Source organism: Pseudoalteromonas sp. MMG007, from assembly GCF_018100985.1.
In the GTDB taxonomy this organism is placed as follows: Bacteria; Pseudomonadota; Gammaproteobacteria; order Enterobacterales; family Alteromonadaceae; genus Pseudoalteromonas.
Genome location: NZ_JAGJEI010000001.1, coordinates 690789 through 708784, shown reverse-complemented (window position 1 = coordinate 708784; position 17996 = coordinate 690789). Strand labels below are relative to the sequence as shown.

The 17996-nt window shown below is 40.6% G+C and carries 16 protein-coding genes and 1 pseudogene; 11 read left to right on the top strand and 6 right to left on the bottom strand.

Annotated features, from left to right (window positions below; genetic code table 11):
* Window positions 1-58: 58 nt before the first annotated feature.
* Complete coding sequence (gene yeiP, locus J8L71_RS03370) at window positions 59-631, bottom strand: elongation factor P-like protein YeiP (protein WP_210999258.1); 573 nt, start codon at window positions 629-631, stop codon at window positions 59-61.
* A gap of 205 nt (window positions 632-836) precedes the next feature.
* Here yeiP and J8L71_RS03365 point away from each other — a divergent pair, with 205 nt between their 5' ends.
* Entirely contained in the window at window positions 837-1223 is a 387-nt protein-coding gene (locus J8L71_RS03365) for an MmcQ/YjbR family DNA-binding protein (RefSeq protein ID WP_210999257.1), read from the top strand.
* A gap of 37 nt (window positions 1224-1260) precedes the next feature.
* Here J8L71_RS03365 and J8L71_RS03360 read toward each other — a convergent pair whose 3' ends face one another.
* The 3 genes from J8L71_RS03360 to fadI form a co-directional block, all read right to left on the bottom strand.
* Window positions 1261-1770 (bottom strand): GNAT family N-acetyltransferase, encoded by a 510-nt coding sequence (locus J8L71_RS03360; RefSeq protein ID WP_210999256.1) that lies wholly within the window; start codon window positions 1768-1770, stop codon window positions 1261-1263.
* Between the two features lie 203 nt (window positions 1771-1973).
* Complete coding sequence (gene fadJ / locus J8L71_RS03355; RefSeq protein WP_210999255.1) at window positions 1974-4196, bottom strand: fatty acid oxidation complex subunit alpha FadJ; 2223 nt, start codon at window positions 4194-4196, stop codon at window positions 1974-1976.
* On the bottom strand, window positions 4196-5506 hold the full coding sequence (fadI, locus tag J8L71_RS03350) for an acetyl-CoA C-acyltransferase FadI (protein ID WP_210999254.1): 1311 nt from the start codon (window positions 5504-5506) through the stop codon (window positions 4196-4198). The genes fadJ and fadI overlap by 1 nt, the downstream gene beginning before the upstream one ends.
* 330 nt (window positions 5507-5836) lie before the next feature.
* Here fadI and J8L71_RS03345 point away from each other — a divergent pair, with 330 nt between their 5' ends.
* The 9 genes from J8L71_RS03345 to J8L71_RS03305 all read left to right on the top strand — a co-directional run bounded on the left by J8L71_RS03345 (window position 5837) and on the right by J8L71_RS03305 (window position 15122).
* A complete protein-coding gene (locus tag J8L71_RS03345) occupies window positions 5837-6793 on the top strand; it encodes a MoxR family ATPase (RefSeq protein WP_104643066.1) in 957 nt (318 codons plus the stop codon).
* A gap of 3 nt (window positions 6794-6796) precedes the next feature.
* Window positions 6797-7741 carry a DUF58 domain-containing protein gene (locus J8L71_RS03340; RefSeq protein WP_210999253.1) on the top strand — a complete coding sequence of 315 codons (945 nt, stop codon included), beginning with the start codon at window positions 6797-6799 and terminating at the stop codon, window positions 7739-7741.
* A 2-nt stretch (window positions 7742-7743) separates the two neighbouring features.
* Window positions 7744-8178 carry a DUF4381 domain-containing protein gene (locus J8L71_RS03335; RefSeq protein WP_210999252.1) on the top strand — a complete coding sequence of 145 codons (435 nt, stop codon included), beginning with the start codon at window positions 7744-7746 and terminating at the stop codon, window positions 8176-8178.
* A complete protein-coding gene (locus J8L71_RS03330) occupies window positions 8171-9157 on the top strand; it encodes a VWA domain-containing protein (RefSeq protein WP_210999251.1) in 987 nt (328 codons plus the stop codon). Before J8L71_RS03335 ends, J8L71_RS03330 begins: the two co-directional genes overlap by 8 nt.
* Entirely contained in the window at window positions 9157-11085 is a 1929-nt protein-coding gene (locus J8L71_RS03325; RefSeq protein ID WP_210999250.1) for a VWA domain-containing protein, read from the top strand. Before J8L71_RS03330 ends, J8L71_RS03325 begins: the two co-directional genes overlap by 1 nt.
* Window positions 11079-12737: a BatD family protein gene (locus J8L71_RS03320; protein WP_210999249.1), complete on the top strand. Its 1659-nt coding sequence runs from the start codon at window positions 11079-11081 to the stop codon at window positions 12735-12737. The genes J8L71_RS03325 and J8L71_RS03320 overlap by 7 nt, the downstream gene beginning before the upstream one ends.
* 63 nt (window positions 12738-12800) lie before the next feature.
* The gene (locus J8L71_RS03315; protein WP_039972214.1) at window positions 12801-13358 is read left to right on the top strand and encodes a sigma-70 family RNA polymerase sigma factor; all 558 of its coding nucleotides are present in this window, start codon (window positions 12801-12803) and stop codon (window positions 13356-13358) included.
* Window positions 13358-14110 carry a DUF3379 family protein gene (locus tag J8L71_RS03310; protein WP_210999248.1) on the top strand — a complete coding sequence of 251 codons (753 nt, stop codon included), beginning with the start codon at window positions 13358-13360 and terminating at the stop codon, window positions 14108-14110. The genes J8L71_RS03315 and J8L71_RS03310 overlap by 1 nt, the downstream gene beginning before the upstream one ends.
* 169 nt (window positions 14111-14279) lie before the next feature.
* The gene (locus J8L71_RS03305; RefSeq protein ID WP_210999247.1) at window positions 14280-15122 is read left to right on the top strand and encodes a Tim44-like domain-containing protein; all 843 of its coding nucleotides are present in this window, start codon (window positions 14280-14282) and stop codon (window positions 15120-15122) included.
* An 84-nt stretch (window positions 15123-15206) separates the two neighbouring features.
* Here J8L71_RS03305 and ggt read toward each other — a convergent pair whose 3' ends face one another.
* Window positions 15207-16877 (bottom strand): gamma-glutamyltransferase, encoded by a 1671-nt coding sequence (ggt, locus tag J8L71_RS03300; RefSeq protein WP_210999246.1) that lies wholly within the window; start codon window positions 16875-16877, stop codon window positions 15207-15209.
* A gap of 99 nt (window positions 16878-16976) precedes the next feature.
* A pseudogene (locus tag J8L71_RS03295) lies at window positions 16977-17517 on the bottom strand (GNAT family N-acetyltransferase).
* 51 nt (window positions 17518-17568) lie between these two features.
* On the opposite strand from J8L71_RS03295, the gene J8L71_RS03290 reads away from it, so the two are divergent.
* Entirely contained in the window at window positions 17569-17934 is a 366-nt protein-coding gene (locus J8L71_RS03290) for a hypothetical protein (protein ID WP_210999245.1), read from the top strand.
* Window positions 17935-17996: the final 62 nt, after the last annotated feature.

Sequence of the window (17996 nt, the reverse complement as noted above, 5' to 3'; positions counted from 1 at the left end):
GTAACTAACGTTACTCCCTTTTTGTTTTTAGCTCTTTAATCAAGCTAAAGGTTTGGGATTACTTTTCAGCACGGCCCATAAATTTATGTTCCACTGTATTGATGCGAATACGATCGCCTGTAGAAATATGCTCTGGTACAGAAATAGTTAAGCCAGTAGAAAGCTTTGCTGGTTTAGAGCGAGCACTTGCTGAAGCCCCTTTAATTGATGGGTCTGTTTCTTCAACGACAAGCTCAACGCTTGAAGGTAAATCAAGGCCTACTGGGGCGCCATCAATAACAATAACGTGCACGCCTTGTGTTTCTTCGTTAACAAATTGCATTTCTTCTGCTATTGCGTCTTTATTTAAGTTATACGGCGTGTAATCTTCGTTATCCATAAATACATATTCGTCGCCATCTACATAAGAAAGCATCACTTCACGACGAGTTAAATCGGCAAGCGTTAACATATCGCTGTCTTTAAATGTCTCGTCTACTTTAGCGCCGGTTACTACATCGTATAAACGCATACGGTATAAGCTACCACCCGCACGCCCCTGTGGCACAGAGCGCACAATATCTTTTACAACTAAAACACGATTATTAAAATCAATAGCCGTACCTTTTTTAACTTCACTCGCCTTTGGCATGTGTGTATTCCTATTATTTTTGTGATTGGCAGAAACATACCACGAACTAGATTTTGTTCAACAATTAAGTTGATCTTATAATATGCATTTACTGTATTAGGTTGTATTAGCTTGCAAAATTCTAATTTATACTAAAATACATATAATCAAATGAACAAAAAACTGCTATGGTAGCTTTACCGAGTATGACTTCAAGGAATGGATCATGGACCAGACTAAAGTACATGAGTATTTAATTAAAAAACCACTTGTGCAGGTTACAAAACCATTTGCACAGGAGGTTGACGTTTATAAAGTGAATCATAAAATGTTTGCCACTCTTGCTGTTGGCAATGATGATGAAACAAACGATGACGGAGAAGTTATTTGGTGGCTTAATTTAAAGTGCGATCCTGATGAGGCACTTTCTTTACGTGAAATTTTCCCGGCGGTGATCCCTGGCTATCACATGAACAAACGTTTATGGAACACTGTTATTTTAGACGGCACTATTCCACAAGGCGAAATAGAGAGAATGATTGATAACTCATTCAATCTAGTTGTAGAAAATATGCCTGAGAAAGACAGACAAGCTATTTTACTTCATTTGTAGGCATTTTGGGGCTAGGTTGCTAGCCCATTAAAATATCCTAAAGCTTTAATGTGTAAACCAAATCATCATACAGCTTACCACTAATTGTATGTGCACTTTGAAGCGTATCTGTATGCGTTAAACCACACTTACTCAGTACCTTTTCAGAATTAACATTGCCACGTGTTACCACGGCTTTATATTGATGAATTTTGCACTCATTCCAAGCCCAATCGATCACTGCCCTTAATGATTCGGTGGCGTAACCATGACCAAAATATTCTGGCATAAATAAGTATCCAAGCTCTGCTGTATCTCCATCATAAGTAAAACCGGTCACGCCAAGTAAAACACCTGAAACTTTATCGGTGACAACTAAACACAATGGGTCCCTCGAGCGTGTATCCCACTTACCTACGCGCAGCTCAAATCGATTACGTACAAAGGCCTCGCTAGGCATGTCATAACAATAACGCAGCACTTGTGGCTCTCTGTGCAGCTGTAAAAATAGCGGCCAATCTTTATTATTTAACTGCCGCATCGCTAATCTGGGTGTAAATAACTGCATTAATCCCCCTTATTTACCTACGCCCTAAGTAATTACGCTAACACATTACATACTAATTCACTTAATTAATCTATTTTGGGAATGGGAAAACGTATTCATAGTAAAGCAAAATAATTAAGTATTATTGCGGATTGGTATTATGTATCTATTAATAGCAGGCATAAAAAAACCGCATATAAATGCGGTTTTTATTAAAGCAGCTGTTAAGAGTCTTGTTTTGGCGACTCAGCTACGCTTTCTTCATTTTGCTTATCAGAAGATTCAGCGTGTATTACTTGCTCTTCAATTGTGGCTGAGCTTGGCTCATCTGTGGCTGTTTGCACATTGTAAAATGTAGCGCCTGAGTTTGCCATTGCTACTAATGTATCGCACGGAGCAAAGTTCGCATTGCTGTTTGCTAAAGTAGACATGTCAGAACTTACTTTAGTTGCGCCAAGTTTATCCATGTAGCTAAACGGTCCACCTAAAAACGGTGGGAAGCCAATGCCAAATATAGCGCCAATGTCACCATCACGAGGGCTTGCAATAATGCCATCATCTAAACAACGTACAGCTTCGTTAAGCATTTGTGATACACAACGCTTAGCAATTTCGCTTTTATTTAAACGCGATGAAGGAGTTACACCTAATAGCTCATAGACAGATTCGTCAACTTTTTTGCTCTTTTTATCGTACTCATAAAACCCACGACCCGTTTTACGACCTAGGCGTTTTGAATCAATCATACGAGAAAATGCATCTGGTGCTTTAAATCGCTCGCCTAGTTCTTTTTCAAGAATTGGGGCAATTTTAGAGCCTATATCAATCCCTACCTCGTCAAGTAAAGCAAGCGGTCCCACTGGGAAACCAAATTCTACAAGCGCTGCATCTATTTTTTCAATTGGCTCACCGGCAAGCATTAAATTAGCCGCTTCATTTACATAAGGCGCTAAAATACGATTTACGTAAAAACCTGCCATGTCTTTTACCACAATGGGCGTTTTACCTTGCTTACGAGCAAAGTTAACTACACGCGAAATGGTCTCTTGTGAAGTCCCTTCATGTGGAATAATTTCCACTAGTGGCATTTTTTCAACTGGCGAAAAGTAATGCAGGCCAATCACGTTTTCCGGGCGCTGCGCCTGTGCTGCAATTTGTGAAATAGGCAGTGATGACGTGTTACTAGCAAAAATAGTATTGTTTTGACATTGCTGCTCTATATCAGCAACCATACCTTGCTTTAAGGCTAGGTCTTCAAATACAGCTTCCACTACTAAATCAATATGTTTGAAGCCGCTGTAGTCAGTAGTACCGGTAATACGGTTCATGGTTAACTGCATATCAGCTTTAGACATAATACGGCGCTTAAGGCGTTTATCTAAAATTTTGTAGGTGTAGTTCATGGCATTACTAATGCCCTGCTCTGCTACATCTTTAATACGCACAGGTACTTTGGCTTTTACTGCGCTTACATGCGCAATGCCAGCCCCCATTAAGCCACCACCTAAAACGGCTGTTTTACTGATAGCCGGCGCATCATCGTTACGCCACTCTTTTTTCATTTCAGTGGTTGCAAAGAAAATACTACGAAGCGCCTTAGATTCATCACTCATTACGAGTGTTGCAAAACTTTCAGCTTCTGTTTTGTATGCTTTTAATTTATCAAGCTCTACACTTGCACGCACAGCCTTGATAATTGCAATAGGAGCGGGGTAATGTCCGCCTGTTTTTTTAAGTACGTTTTCTTTCGCTTTTTTAAAGATAAAGTTACGGCCAAACGGGTTTGACTCTAATAATTTGCTGACTTTATCAAGCTTAGGCTCTTTATTTTGTGGCTTTTTCTTAGCTGCAAATTCTTTAGCGACTTTAAGCAATACACTTTGTGGCACAACGTCGTCTAATACGCCCGCCTTTTTGGCTTGCTTAGGACGAATTTGCTTACCAGTTAGCATCCACTCGAGTGCTTTTTGAATGCCTACAATTTTAGTTAAACGCTGCGTCCCACCGCCACCTGGTAATAAACCAAGCTGTACTTCAGGAAGGCCTACTTTAGTGATATCACTATCTGTGCCTACGCGGTAGTCACACGCTAAAGCAAACTCTAAACCACCACCAAGCGCCGCACCATGTATTGCACTTACAGTCGTATAAGGTAGTTTTGTCATATCAAAAAATGCTTGGTGGCAAAGCTCACTAATTGCTAATGCATCTTCACGCTTTTGCACGCTATCAAGCATTTTTACATCAGCGCCCGCGATAAAGTTATCGCTTTTACCACTAATGAATACCATACCCTTTACTGACTCTTGTTTCGCTTCTTCAAGTAAAGCTTTTAAGTCATCAGCGAATGAGTCACGCAGGGTATTCATTTTTTCACCCGGCACATCAATGGTTACTACGGCAATTTTGTTTTCATCTACCGTTAAATTAAATACTGAATCTGACATTACGCACTCTCCAATACAAAGGCTGCACCTAAACCACCAGCAGCACACGCTGTTGTTAATGCTAAACCGCCACCACGACGTTTAAGCTCGTGTAAGCTTTGCGTAATTAAGCGAGCACCTGTTGCAGCAAATGGGTGACCATATGCTAAAGAGCCGCCGTTAACGTTAAACTTATCCATGTTAATTTCGCCAATTGCTTTACTACGACCAAGTTGCTCTTGCGCAAACTTATCTGAGGCAAACATTTTCATATTGGCAAGTGTTTGCGATGCAAACGCTTCGTGCATTTCAATTAAATCTAAATCAGCAAGTGTAATACCTGCTCTATCAAGCGCGATAGGCGTTGAATGCGCAGGACCCATTAACATGTCTTTTTCTACACCAATAGCTGAAAACGCAAAACTGCGTACATAACCTAAAATTTCGTAGCCAAGTGCTTTTGCTTTACTTTCGCTCATCATAAGTACCGCTGCTGCACCATCGGTTAACGGTGTTGCGTTTGCTGCGGTAACCGAGCCATGTTGGCGGTCAAATACCGGTTTAAGCTTAGCGTAGCCTTCAACTGTCGAATTTTTACGAATATTATTATCTTCTTCAATAAAGCTTTTGTATGGCGGTAAGTGCGCTGTCATTACTTCATCTTTTAACTTGCCATCTGCCCACGCTTGGGTTGCAAGTGAATGCGAACGATGTGCAAGTGCATCTTGATCTTCACGGCTTATATTATGTGTTTTAGCCATTTGCTCAGCCGTTTGCCCCATAGAAAGGCCTGTTGAGTACTCAGCAACCGCAGGCGGTACTGGTAATAAATCTTTTAAACGCAGTTTTGAAAATATTTTTAAGCGCTGGCCTAGGGTGCGGGCTTTGTTTAGATCAACTAAGCTACCTGCCAGTTTTTTACTTACACCAATAGGCAATACTGAAGATGAGTCGGCGCCACCTGCAATACCTACACTTACAGAGCCTGCCATAATAGACTCAGCTACATTAGCAATAGCCTGAAAGCTGGTAGCACATGCACGCGATACAGAATACGCGTCTACGCCTACTGGCATACCCGTACCTAAAACAATTTCACGTGCAATATTTGGCGCTTCTGGCATTTGTACTACTTGACCAAATACAAGTTGATCGATTTCTGACTTGTCGAAATTTAATCGTTCAAGCATTTCGTTAACCACCAGCTTACCCATATCTAGGGCTGGTACATGGTGAAACGCTGTTGCTTGTTTTGCAAAAGGTGTACGTAAGCCGCTAACTATGGCAATACGGTCGCCCTTTGGTGTTTTTAGTATGTTTTGCTCAGACATTTATGCTCTCCCGCTGACAGGTCTGACCTGTTTGTTTTCCTCGATTCTAAACAACCCGTGTGCTAAAGCCAATAGATAAACACAAATTTATACAAAAGCACTATAAGTACACATATACATGGTGCTTAATATTGACTACCACAATAGGCTTTTTTACGCGTTTTTACAAAGTTTTGTGGTACGCTAAAAACCGTTAAAAAATAACGAACTATTTTGAAAAATTAAGTCTAACTCTTGAGTTACTCAATTATAAACCTTATAACTAGGTCAGAATTTATTACCTAAAACAATTTAGGTACAACCCAAGCTGACGAGGACAGTCTACTTATTATGGCAGCTAACGCATTTTCACAATTAAAAACGTACTTAGATACACAGATTATTGGCCAGCCAGAGCTCACTCAAGCACTACTTATTGCAATTTTAGCCGATGGCCATTTATTAGTAGAAGGCCCTCCAGGGCTTGCAAAAACGCGTGCTGTAAATGCGCTCGCTAAAGGGATTGAAGGCTCGTTTCAGCGTGTACAATTTACGCCTGACTTATTACCTGCAGACGTAACAGGCACCGATATATACCGCCAACAAACCAGCGAGTTTGTATTTGAAAAAGGCCCTTTGTTTCATAACCTTATTTTAGCCGATGAAATAAACCGTGCCCCAGCAAAAGTACAATCAGCACTACTAGAAGCCATGGCAGAGCGCCAAGTAACGGTAGGTAAAAACACCTACCCGCTTAGCGATTTGTTTATGGTTATGGCAACCCAAAACCCGCTAGAGCAAGAAGGTACTTACCCGCTACCAGAAGCTCAGCTTGACCGCTTTTTATTACATTTAAGTATTGGTTATCCGGGCGCCGAGCACGAGCTAGACATTTTACGCCTAACTCGAGGTGAAGCATTAAAAGAGCAGCAAGCTGTTTTACAAAAAATTAGCCAAAGCGATTTATTTGCTGCCCGCCAAGCAATTTTAGGTTTGTATTTAGCCGAGCCGCTTGAGCAGTACTTAGTACAGCTTATTATTGCAACACGAGAAGGCGCGCAACTAGATGAGCAACTGGGTCGTTGGATAGAATTTGGCGCAAGCCCGCGTGCAACTATTGCACTGGATAAATGTGCCCGTGCTCACGCTTGGTTAAACGGCCGCGATTTTGTAGCTCCCGATGACATTCAAGCCGTTGTGCATAATGTACTGCGCCACCGTATTATTTTAAGCTACGAAGCACAGGCCGATGGCATTACTAAAGATCAGGTAATAAGCCGAATTGTTGAACTTGTAGCCGTGCCCTAAGTTATGCAAAAACAATTAGACCCTCAGGCATGGCTGAAAGAAAGCCACAGCCACGGTGTAAATTTAGCGCTAAAAGAGCTGATGTATTACAAAGCAAAAGCGCGGTTACTCGAGCTTGCACCAAAAGTTAAAATTAAAAATAGTTTAACTGGGCAATACCTTGCGCCACATAAAGGCCGAGGAATGGAGTTTGCCGAAGTGCGCCATTACCAGCAAGGCGATGATATTCGCTCTATTGACTGGCGAGTAACAGCGCGCACCGGCGAAACCCATACAAAGCTTTTTCAAGAAGAAAAAGAGCGCCCAGTTTTTGTATTTACTGATTTTTCAAATTCTATGCTATTTGGCTCAAAACTGCTGCTTAAGTCGGTACAGGCTGCGCACATTAGCGCGCTAGTTGCTTGGTCGGCATGCCTTCGCGGTGATAGAATTGGCGGCATTGTGTTTAATCAGCACTCGCATTTGGAGCTAAAACCCAGTGCACGCGAAAAAGCAGTTCTTAAACTTTGCCATAACCTATGCGACAACCACCAGCAAGCGCTAAGCAACATAGATAAAGCAGCCAATAACAACTTTAGTGATAACTTAAAGCGCCTTAATCATTTAGCAAAACCTGGCAGCTTAGTGTATTTAGTCTCTGATTTTAATGCCCTGGATGATGCAAGCTTTAAGCAATTAGAAATTTTAAGCCGCCACTGCGAACTAATAGGCTGTCATATAAGCGACCCGTTTGAGCATCAGCTCCCTGCGTTTAAACAAACGGTTACGGTAAGTGCAAATAACCAAGACTTTGCCCTTCCGCTAATGGATAACAGTTTTAGAGAACGCTTTGCAAAAAATGCCGAACACGCATTTAGCACTCGCCTTAATCGCTTAACTAAATCAGGCCTTAATTTAATATCATTCAATGCAGCCAGCCCGCTTGAACTGCAATTAGTGAGAAAGTAACCATGCAACCCAATCCACTCGACGGCCTGCACGACATAATAGCACCAAGCCAAGTAAGTTGGTGGCCACTCGCCCCAGCTTGGTGGGTTATTATTACGGCGCTATTTATAGCAATCTGTGCAGCTGCTTTTTGGTATTACAAAAATCACAAATTTAAAAAACCAAAACGTTACGCAATAGACTTAAGTAAAACAGAGCAAAACCCGCTCACCCTTCATATTATTTTAAAACGCCTTGTTATTGAGTATTACGACAAACGCCTAGCTGCACAATCAACAACTAATTGGTGCAATACGCTTAATGCGTTAACCGGCTTAAGCTTTAGCGAACAAGAAATACTCAGTCTTTATAATACCGAGCAAGCAAACGAAGCACTAACCGACAAGTTTCGCCAAGGTATTAAACAATTTAAACTAAAGGAGTCAGTCCATGTTTGAGTTTAGCTGGCCCTGGTTATTTTTATTACTGCCACTGCCTTTATTACTTTTATTATTAAAACCGGCTGCAACTAGCGCTCAAACGCGCCTTCGCATTCCTAGCTTTGCTAAACACAACTTAACCACGCATAACCTTGAGCAAGGTGCACGTAAGTTAAATGTTTTCGAATGGATTTTATGGTTTTTACTTGTAACAGCAGCTGCAAATCCAACGTGGTTAGACGAGCCTATTTCATTACCTAATGAAGGGCGCGATATAATGCTCGCAGTTGATTTATCAGGATCTATGACCGAACAAGACATGGCCTACAACGGCCAGTATGTTGACCGCCTTACTATGGTAAAAGCCGTATTGAGCGACTTTATAGAACAGCGTCAAGGCGACAGGCTTGGCTTGATATTATTTGGCGACACCGCATTTTTACAAACACCACTTACGCGCGACGTGAAAACAGTGAGTAAAATGCTCAGCGAATCTCAAATTGGCTTGGTAGGGCGCGCCACGGCTATTGGCGATGCACTAGGTTTATCGGTAAAACGTTTTGCCAATAAAGATAAGAGTAATCGCATTGTGGTGCTATTAACCGATGGGCAAAACACAGCGGGTAATTTAAAACCAGAAGATGCCCTACTCCTTGCCCGCGAAGAAGGTATTAAAGTATATACCATAGGTGTAGGCTCAGATAACCCACGCGGCTTTAGCCTATTTAATATGGGTGGTTCAAGTGGTGGCAGCTTAGATGAAAGCTTACTAAAGCAAGTAGCTGAGCAAACAGGCGGCTTATACTTTAGAGCAAAAGATGTAGCCGGCCTTCAGCAAATATACGCTGAGCTTGATAAATTAGAGCCAATAAGTGCTGATGAACAAACATTTCGCCCACAAAGCTCACTATTTTACTACCCACTACTGATTGCACTTTTACTCATTAGCTTAAAAGTAATGATAAGTACTTTGCGTGCACTTAAGGAGCCTAACTAATGGATTTCGAATTTATTCGCCCAGCTGTTTTGTGGCTTTTAATACCTGCTGTAGCGCTATTTTTTGTCGCGTTTATTAAACATAAAAAAACGACAGCAGATAACTTAATCGCTCCTCATTTGGCGTCGTTTATTATGAGCGAATCTAACACTAAAACCAGCCAACCACTTTGGCTTATTGCTGTATTTTGCTGCTTAGGTATTTTATTTAGTGCAGGCCCTAGTTTTGAAGAAAAACAAGTGCCCGTATTTCAAAGTAAAAGCGCTCGCGTAATCGTTATGGATATGTCGTATTCAATGTACAGTACCGACATTTTACCAAACCGTTTAACGCAATCGCGCTTTAAAGCACTCGATATGATTGAGCTATTTAAAGAAGGCGATACAGCCTTAGTTGCCTATGCAGGTAGCGCATTTACTATTTCTCCTTTAACTAACGACGCCACTACGCTTGCCAATTTAATCCCAAGTTTGAGCCCCGACATAATGCCTGACAAAGGCTCTAACGTTTTAGCCGGGCTTGATATGGCAAAAGAACTTTTAACTCAAGCAGGTTATATTGATGGCGACATAATTTTAGTTACCGATGGCATAGATCAAACTGAGCAAAGTGATGTCAGTAACTTTACTAGCAACAGCCAATACCGCTTAAATATTTACGGTGTAGGTACTGCCCAAGGTGCGCCAATAAAATTACCTGAAGGCGGCTTTTTAAAAGACCGCTATGGGCAAATTGTAGTGCCCACTCTTAACTCATCGCAATTAAAAGGCCTTGCCAGCAACAGCGGTGGTAAATATGCTAGCTACCAGCCTAGCAGTAGCGACATTGCAACGTTTGCACCAAACGCAAATAGCGAGCTATTAAAAGATGAAAAGCAAAGCCATGCACTTTGGCGAATAGATGCAGGTATTTATGGCTTACTTATTTTATTGCCTTTAAGTTTATATTTATTTAGAAACGCGGCATTTGTAGGTGCATTTTTAGTATTAAGTTTTTTACCACAGCAACAAGCTTATGCTCTAGAGCTACCTGCGTTTTTAAAAAATACCGATCAACAAGCGCTAGATGCATATCAAAATAAAGACTTTGAAAGCGCAGCCAATGCCGATTCAAGTAAATTAAAAGGTGCGGCTTTATACCAGCAAGGCAACTTCGAAGGAGCGCTTGATGCGTTTAGCAAAGATAAGTCGGCCTCTGGTTTATACAATTATGGTAATGCACTTGCAAAAGCGGGCCAGCTTGAGCAGGCTATTGACGCTTATAAACAAGCACAAAACCTACAAAGCGATTTTAGTGAAGCCGCCGACAACCAAGCATTGGTTGAACAGCTTTTAAATCAGCAAAAGCAACAAGACCAGCAAGATCAAAACGGTGACTCTCAAAACGAGCAAAACAAAGATGAGCAAAACCAACAGCAAAATGATCAATCAAAGCAAGATCAGCAGCAAAGCGATGGTGAAAAAAGCGAATCTCAAGAAGGTGAAAACCAGGGCGAGCAATCACAAGATCAGCAAGGTAAACCCGACGAGTCTGATAAAGATAAAAATGAGCAATCAGACTCTGAGCAAAACACACAGCCAGGTTCGCAATCAGATAAGCAAAATGAACCTGATATGCAAGCAGAGCAACAATCTGAGCAAGCACAAAAAGAGTCTGAACAAGCTAAACAAGAACCGCAAAACGCACAGCCCCAAGGTGCAAATGAGCAAGCGTTAACGGATGAGCAAAAGCAAAATGCACAGCAACAAGCTGCTCAAGCACAAGCGCGTGAACTTACCAACGAAGAGAAAGAGAAAGCGCAGCAGCTTAATCAATTATTACGAAAAGTACCGGACGACCCGGCAATTTTATTACGGAATAAAATGCAATTAGAAGCCCAAAAAAGACAATATCAACGTCGCCCTACAGGAGTAGAAAAATCATGGTAATGCGATTATTTTGCTGTTTATTGCTATTAAGTGCGATGCCAACATGGGCCGCCACCAAGTTAGAAGCAAGCGTAGACAAAAACCCTGTACTTGCAGGTGAATTTTTTATGCTCAACATAACCGTAGACGATACAGTTAAAGGCCAGCAACCTGACACATCAGCACTACTGAAAGATTTTGTTGTTGGGCCTACAAGCTTAAGTTCGCGAACAAATATTATTAATGGCAGTATTAATAAACAAACTACGTGGTCAGTAAAGCTAATGACCCGCGCCGAGGGTGAATACACTATTCCACCTTTTAGTGTTGCCGGGCTTACATCGCAGCCTATTAAATTAAAAGTAGCTAAGCGCTCGGCGGATGCAGATAAAAATAACGACATATTTTTAAAAACAGAGCTCTCTAGTAACTCTATTTTTGTGCAAGAGGCCGGTGTTTACACTATAAAACTTTACCTCGCAAAAGAGCTACTTGATGGCAGCTTAAGCACGCCAAATATGGAGGACGCGCAGTTAACGCAATTAGGTAAACAAACGGAGAGTTACGAGCTTGTTGATGGTAAACGTTACCTCGTTATAACCCGAGAATATCTAATTCAACCTCAAAAAAGTGGCCTTTACACTATTGCTGGGCCGGCTTTTCAGGGGCGCGTGCAGCAAAACTACCGACAACTTGAAGTATCTGCGCTTGGCGACGATCAGCAGATAGAAATAAAGCCTATACCAAGTAATTATAAAGGTGCATGGTTACCAAGCGAACTTGTTAATCTAGATGAGCAATGGCAACCAGAAGAAAACACCGTAGAAGTAGGCACCCCCATTACACGTACAATTACCTTAACTGCGCTTGGAGTAACAAAAGAGCAATTACCCGAAATAACAATGCCAACAATAGATGGCATTCGCAGCTACCCAGATGAAAAAGAAAACAATAATGCTGTACGTGATGGGCGAGTCGTATCGCAGCAAACTGCATCGTATGCGTTACTGCCTCAAAAACCAGGAACTTACACACTACCTGAAATAAAATTACCTTGGTATAACACTAAAATTAACCGTATTAGTTATGCAACGTTGCCTAAGCGCACCATAACAGTTACAGGTAACGCAAATACACCCGCGCCTGATGTAACCAATGCAATTACTTCAAATGAGCAAAGCAGTGAAATAAATTCATCAAATAACTTAGCTGGTAAGTCTACACTCACCCCGGTTATTCAAAGCATTACACCTCTTTGGTTAATTGTGGTTGCGGTACTTGGTTATATTTTATGGATTATTACTGCAATTTTATTTTGGTTAAACCGTTCTACTAATAATGAACTAAAAATTGATAGCTTAAAAAGTAACACCAAAGCGCCGCTTTCACTAAATAGATTAAAAAATACCGCCAAAGCGAATAACTCAAGCGCATTTTATAGCGAACTAAATAATGTTGCCAAAGAGCTTACAGGTAAAAATGTTGCCGCCATTGATGCATTAACAAATCTTATACATAGTAGCGAACTAACGGGCCTAATAAACCAACTACAAGCTACGCTGTACGCTAATAACAGTACAAAGGTAGATCTTGATGCTATTATTAAAATAATTGAGCAATACCATGCTCAAAGCAAGACGTCGCAACAAGCTGTATTAAAAGACCTTTATTAACTAGTTTGATAAATTCAGGTCTTTTCATGCATTAAATAATAATTTTTAACTAAAAAAGTACTTATGCTTGGAAAGAAAAAATCAAATAATCAGGTCTTAGTTGATATGGCAGAGAAACAAAAGCGTTATGAAGCCTTAGTGCATGTATACAATAAGGAGCTTTATCGCTTTGCTTATTGGTTATGCCGTGACCCACATATAGCAGATGACTTAGTACAAGAAACGTTTTTACGTGCTTGGCGCTCGCTTGATTCATTACTGGATCAAAAAGCGGCAAAGCCTTGGCTACTTACTATTTTGCGCAGAGAAAACGCACGTCGTTTTGAACGCAAACAGTTTGATTACAGTGACGTAGAGAACGACACCCTTGTTGATGAAACAAGTCATTCACTCGATGATGAAATGGAGCAAACGGTTATACAACGCCAAATTGCACTGCTGTCTGATGAATACAGAGAGCCATTACTACTTCAGGTAGTTATGGGTTGCTCTGGTGAAGAGATTGCAGAAATACTCGATTTAAACAAAAACACGGTAATGACTCGTTTATACCGTGCCAGAAACCAACTTAAAGAGGCTTTAAGCCGTGATGATGAACAACTTAAAGGGGCATCAAAATAATGGATGAACTTGAGTTTCGTCGCCGCACTATTGCGCAGCCAAACGATTTAGAAAAGGAGCTTTTAGAGTTTGCTAAAGAAAACTCCGAGCGACAAAATTTTATAAACGACATGAAAGATTTTGATAAACAAATTCAAGATGCGCTAGATATACCAGTGCCTGATAACCTTGCTGAGCGTATTCTTTTAAATACTTCTTTAAAAGAAAAAGCACTACACGATGAGCAAGCTTCTGGCAAAAATGTGGTAGATGCTCGCTCTCGTTTTAAGTTTGAACGTGTACATTTAGCACTTGCAGCCTCTTTTTTTGTAGCGATGGGCGCTTTCTTTTTTAGCTCTGAACAGCACATTGCCCATGAAGCGGGTGAACATGCGCTAGCCCACGTTTACCACGAAATTAGTGCACTAGACAAAACAGATGCAATTAGCTTACAAAGCGTAAACGATAAGCTCGCTATGCTTGGCGGACACATAGAAGAACTTCCGGGCAAAATTACCTACGCTATGTTTTGTGATTTTAAAGGTCAGGAAGGATTACACTTAGTATTTGAATCAGACTTTGGGCCGATGACGGTATTTATTGTGCCCTCTGAAAACCAATCGTTTGGTTTTGGTGCTGATGATTTTCATGATGAACGTTTCGAAGGCTTTATCAATCGAGGATCAAAAGCTGATACTATTTTGGTTGCAAACGCAGGTGCACCAATTAATGTATACAACGAGCGAGTAACTGAGGCCATTCGTTGGTTGTAAACGTTAAACGTTATTACTAAAGCCGCACAATGTTTATTGTGCGGCTTTTTTGTACACAACAACTAAAGATGCTTACTTTGCATTCAATCACATTGATCTCCAACGTAATTTATTAGATTTTACTGAAAAGTTAATTATACTCGCCGCTCAGTCTTATTTAGGGAATTACATGAAGAACATCATTGTTATATTTTCATTACTTGCATTGCTTTGTACGGCAAGTTTTGATGCACACGCACGCAAAAAATTTGGCAGTAGTAAACGTGGTAAAACACCAACCACACAGCAAACAACACAAAACAAACAATCTGACGTTCCAGCCTCTACAGCTCCAAAAGCTAAATCGAATAAAAAAGGAATTATGGCCGGTGTATTTGGCGGGCTTTTAGCCGGTGGCTTAATTGCTGCTATGTTAGGCGATGACTTTGAAGGCTTCCAACTTTTAGAGATAATTTTACTAGCTGGGGGACTTTTTATTTTATTTAAACTGATCACCGGTTTTATGCGCGCGAGACAATCGCCTCAGCTTGCTAATGCAAGCATGTCGCAAAATGCGTTTAAGCAAGCGACTACAGAGCAACCTACTAACACAGGTTTTTCAAATAGTGCCCCACACAGTGAAAACGTACCTTTTAATTTGCCGCCTAATTTTGACGTTAACGGTTTTTTACAAGGTGCTCGCAATCATTACCACACACTGCAAAGTGCTTGGAATAATGCTGATTACGCCATTATGGCAGAATATTTGAGTCCAGAACTTGTCGCAGAGTTTAAAGCGGAGCGCGAGGCAATACAAAGCGTAGAAACAGAAGTAATGTTTATTGATGCTGAGCTTGTTCGCGCAGATATTACAGCCTCTGTGTGGCAAGTAAGTATTCGCTTTAAAGGTAAGTACCGCGACTTAGGTGATAAAAAAGAACAGCCAATTTTAGAAATTTGGCACTTAGAGCGCGCTATTTCAGACGACGCTCCTTGGCTTATTGTTGGTGTCGAAGATTTAATCGACGCTTAGTAAGATAATTCACCGCGCTTTAATTATTATTACTAGCGCGGTGCTTTATTGTATTAGTAAATATCTAAACCAGTGTTTAGGTTATTAAAAAACAATTGATTTACCACGTCCTGAGCTTTCAGAAGCGGCGTCTAATTTACCCTTTTTATTAATAATGACATGTAAATCACCAAAGTGTCGCTCATCAAGGGTGTAACCCATTTTTATAAGCTCTGCTTTAACGTTATCAGTAAAACCGCTATGTGTTCTAATTACGTTTTTAGGCCAAAGTTGATGATGAAAACGCGTGCTGTTTACAACCTCTTTTGCACTCATATCAAACTCTACCGCATTTAAAATAGACTCATAAACAGAGCTTATAATCGTCGTGCCACCTGGTGAGCCTGTTACCATTTTCACTTTGTTATCTTTTAATAGTATGGTTGGTGTCATAGAGCTAAGCATACGCTTATTAGGTTGTATCTCGTTTGCTTTACCACCAATGGCGCCAAATACATTCATAACGCCTGGCTTGGCGCTAAAGTCGTCCATTTCATCATTTAAAATAAACCCTGCGCCTTCAACGACAACCCCACTTCCAAAACCTAGATTTATAGTTGTCGTATTTGCGACTGCATTGCCCATGTTATCAACAATTGAAAAATGTGTAGTTTGCTCACTTTCTTTTAAACCTGGTTTAATATTTTCGGTTGTAGAAATAGCCGTTAACGAAATATCGTCGCTACGCTTTTTAAGGTAAGTAATGTCTGTAAGTGCATTAACTGGTACATCAAAAAAATCCGGATCCCCTAAATACTCTGCTCTATCGGCAAATACGCGTTTACCTATTTCAGAAAGTAAATGCACATACTGCGTTGAGTTATGTACTAAACCCATATCTGGCTTTTTTAGTTCAAACATTTTTAGCCACTGTAAAATAGCAATACCACCAGAGCTTGGTGGTGGTGATGTTAATACTTCATAGCCATTCCAATTTGCTTTTATAGGTGTTCGCGATTTAGCCGTGTAATTTTTTAAATCATCTTGATTAATAATACCGCCATGCTGGTGCATAAATTTGGCAATAATATTTGCAGTTTCGCCTTTATAAAACCCATCTTGACCATTATCGCGAATGCGTTTTAATGTAGCTGCAAGCTCAGGTTGCTTAAATACTTTGTTCGCTTTCACACCTGCAAAATATTCCTCAAAATTTACATTTATCTTTTTTGCTTTTAAATGCGCAATATAACGACTTACTCCCTGAGCTAATTTAGGAGGCACTACAAAGCCTTGCTCAGCTAACGTAACCGCAGGCTGTACTAATGTTTCCCATTTTAACGTGCCGTGTTTTTGATGAGCCAGCCACATACCTGCCACACTGCCCGGTACACCGCTTGCGTGAATGCCATAGATTGATTTGTTAGGAACAACATTGCCTTGCTCATCTAAATACATATCCCGATGAGCTGCCGTTGGCGCTGTTTCACGATAATCTATAAAGTCGCCCTGGCCGTCTTTTTGAATAAGCATAAAGCCACCGCCGCCAATATTTCCAGCTTCGGGTAATGTAACTGCCAGTACAAACTGCGCTGTAATGGCAGCATCTACAGCATTACCTCCTTGTTCTAATATGCTTTTAGCGGCGTCGGCACTAAATGAGTCAGGCATGGCAACCGCACTTTGAGGAACTTGCTCAGCTGCTGCGCCAAATACACACAGCTGTAAAATAAACACACTTTTTACTATTAATTTATTTAGTGAACACAATCCCATACAACATCCTTAATTTATTATTTTTAAGTTACCCACCCACATTTATGCATATCAATTATGCTCAGGTCAATGTTTGTACAGGTAAATTATAATCTTAGCCTAGAGTGTTTTAGCGTATAACACTGCGGGCAAGTCACCGTGTTCATCTGTATGTGTAACTTTTTATAAAGGTAAGCCCTAATTTTTTCATAATATTAATAGACCCTAGGTTATCTTTGATTGCAGTTGCACTGATTTTTTTAACGTCTGCTTGCTTTGCTAATTCGTCGCACAATGCCTTTGCAGCTTCAGTTGCATAACCCTTTCCCCAGCTTTGCTGTTTAAAACGCCAGCCTATTTCAATATCATTAAAATTAGGCTTATCACTAAAAAAGTGCATGGGTCTAATTAAAACCCACCCTATAAAAGTATTGCTAGGCTTAATGCTTATAGCCCAAAGCCCCCACCCTTTTTGCTCATTTTTATATTCAAGCATACGAGGTATACCTTCGTTTTTAATTTTATCTAAAGGTGTGGGTACCCCTCGAGTTAAAAACTGCATTACAGCCGGGTTTTGATCGAGCTCAAATAACAGCGGCCAATCGTGCTCATCCATTAATTTAAAATTTAATCGCTTTGTTACAGGTGTGTTCATTTTCATTGTTCTATAGTTTGCATGAATTAATTACTTGTCTCCAAGGAGAGATCGCACATGAATAAATTAGCAGGTTTAGCTTTATTAGGCACTTTAATTACTTTAACGGGTTGTGAAGACGCTCAAGAAGTAAAAGAAGGTACTCAAGATAAAAGCGCACAAATGCAAAAAAAGCTTGGTGATGCATGGGAAGATGTTAAAGATAAAACAAATGAGCTTAAAAACGACGAGTCGTTAAACGAGCTTATGCAACAAAGTAAAGCAATGGGCTTAGACATGTACGACGACGGTAAAGAAATTGCTGTTGATGCATGGGTAAAAAGCAAAGAAGCCGCAGGCGAGCTTACTGAAAAAACCAAACAAAAAGCACGTGAACTTGCACAAGAGATTGAGCAGGCACGCCAAGAGCACGAAGAAGGTTAATATAACTCAGCGCTCAATAAAAAAGGAAAGCCTAGGCTTTCCTTTTTTGTTTTTAGCTACTA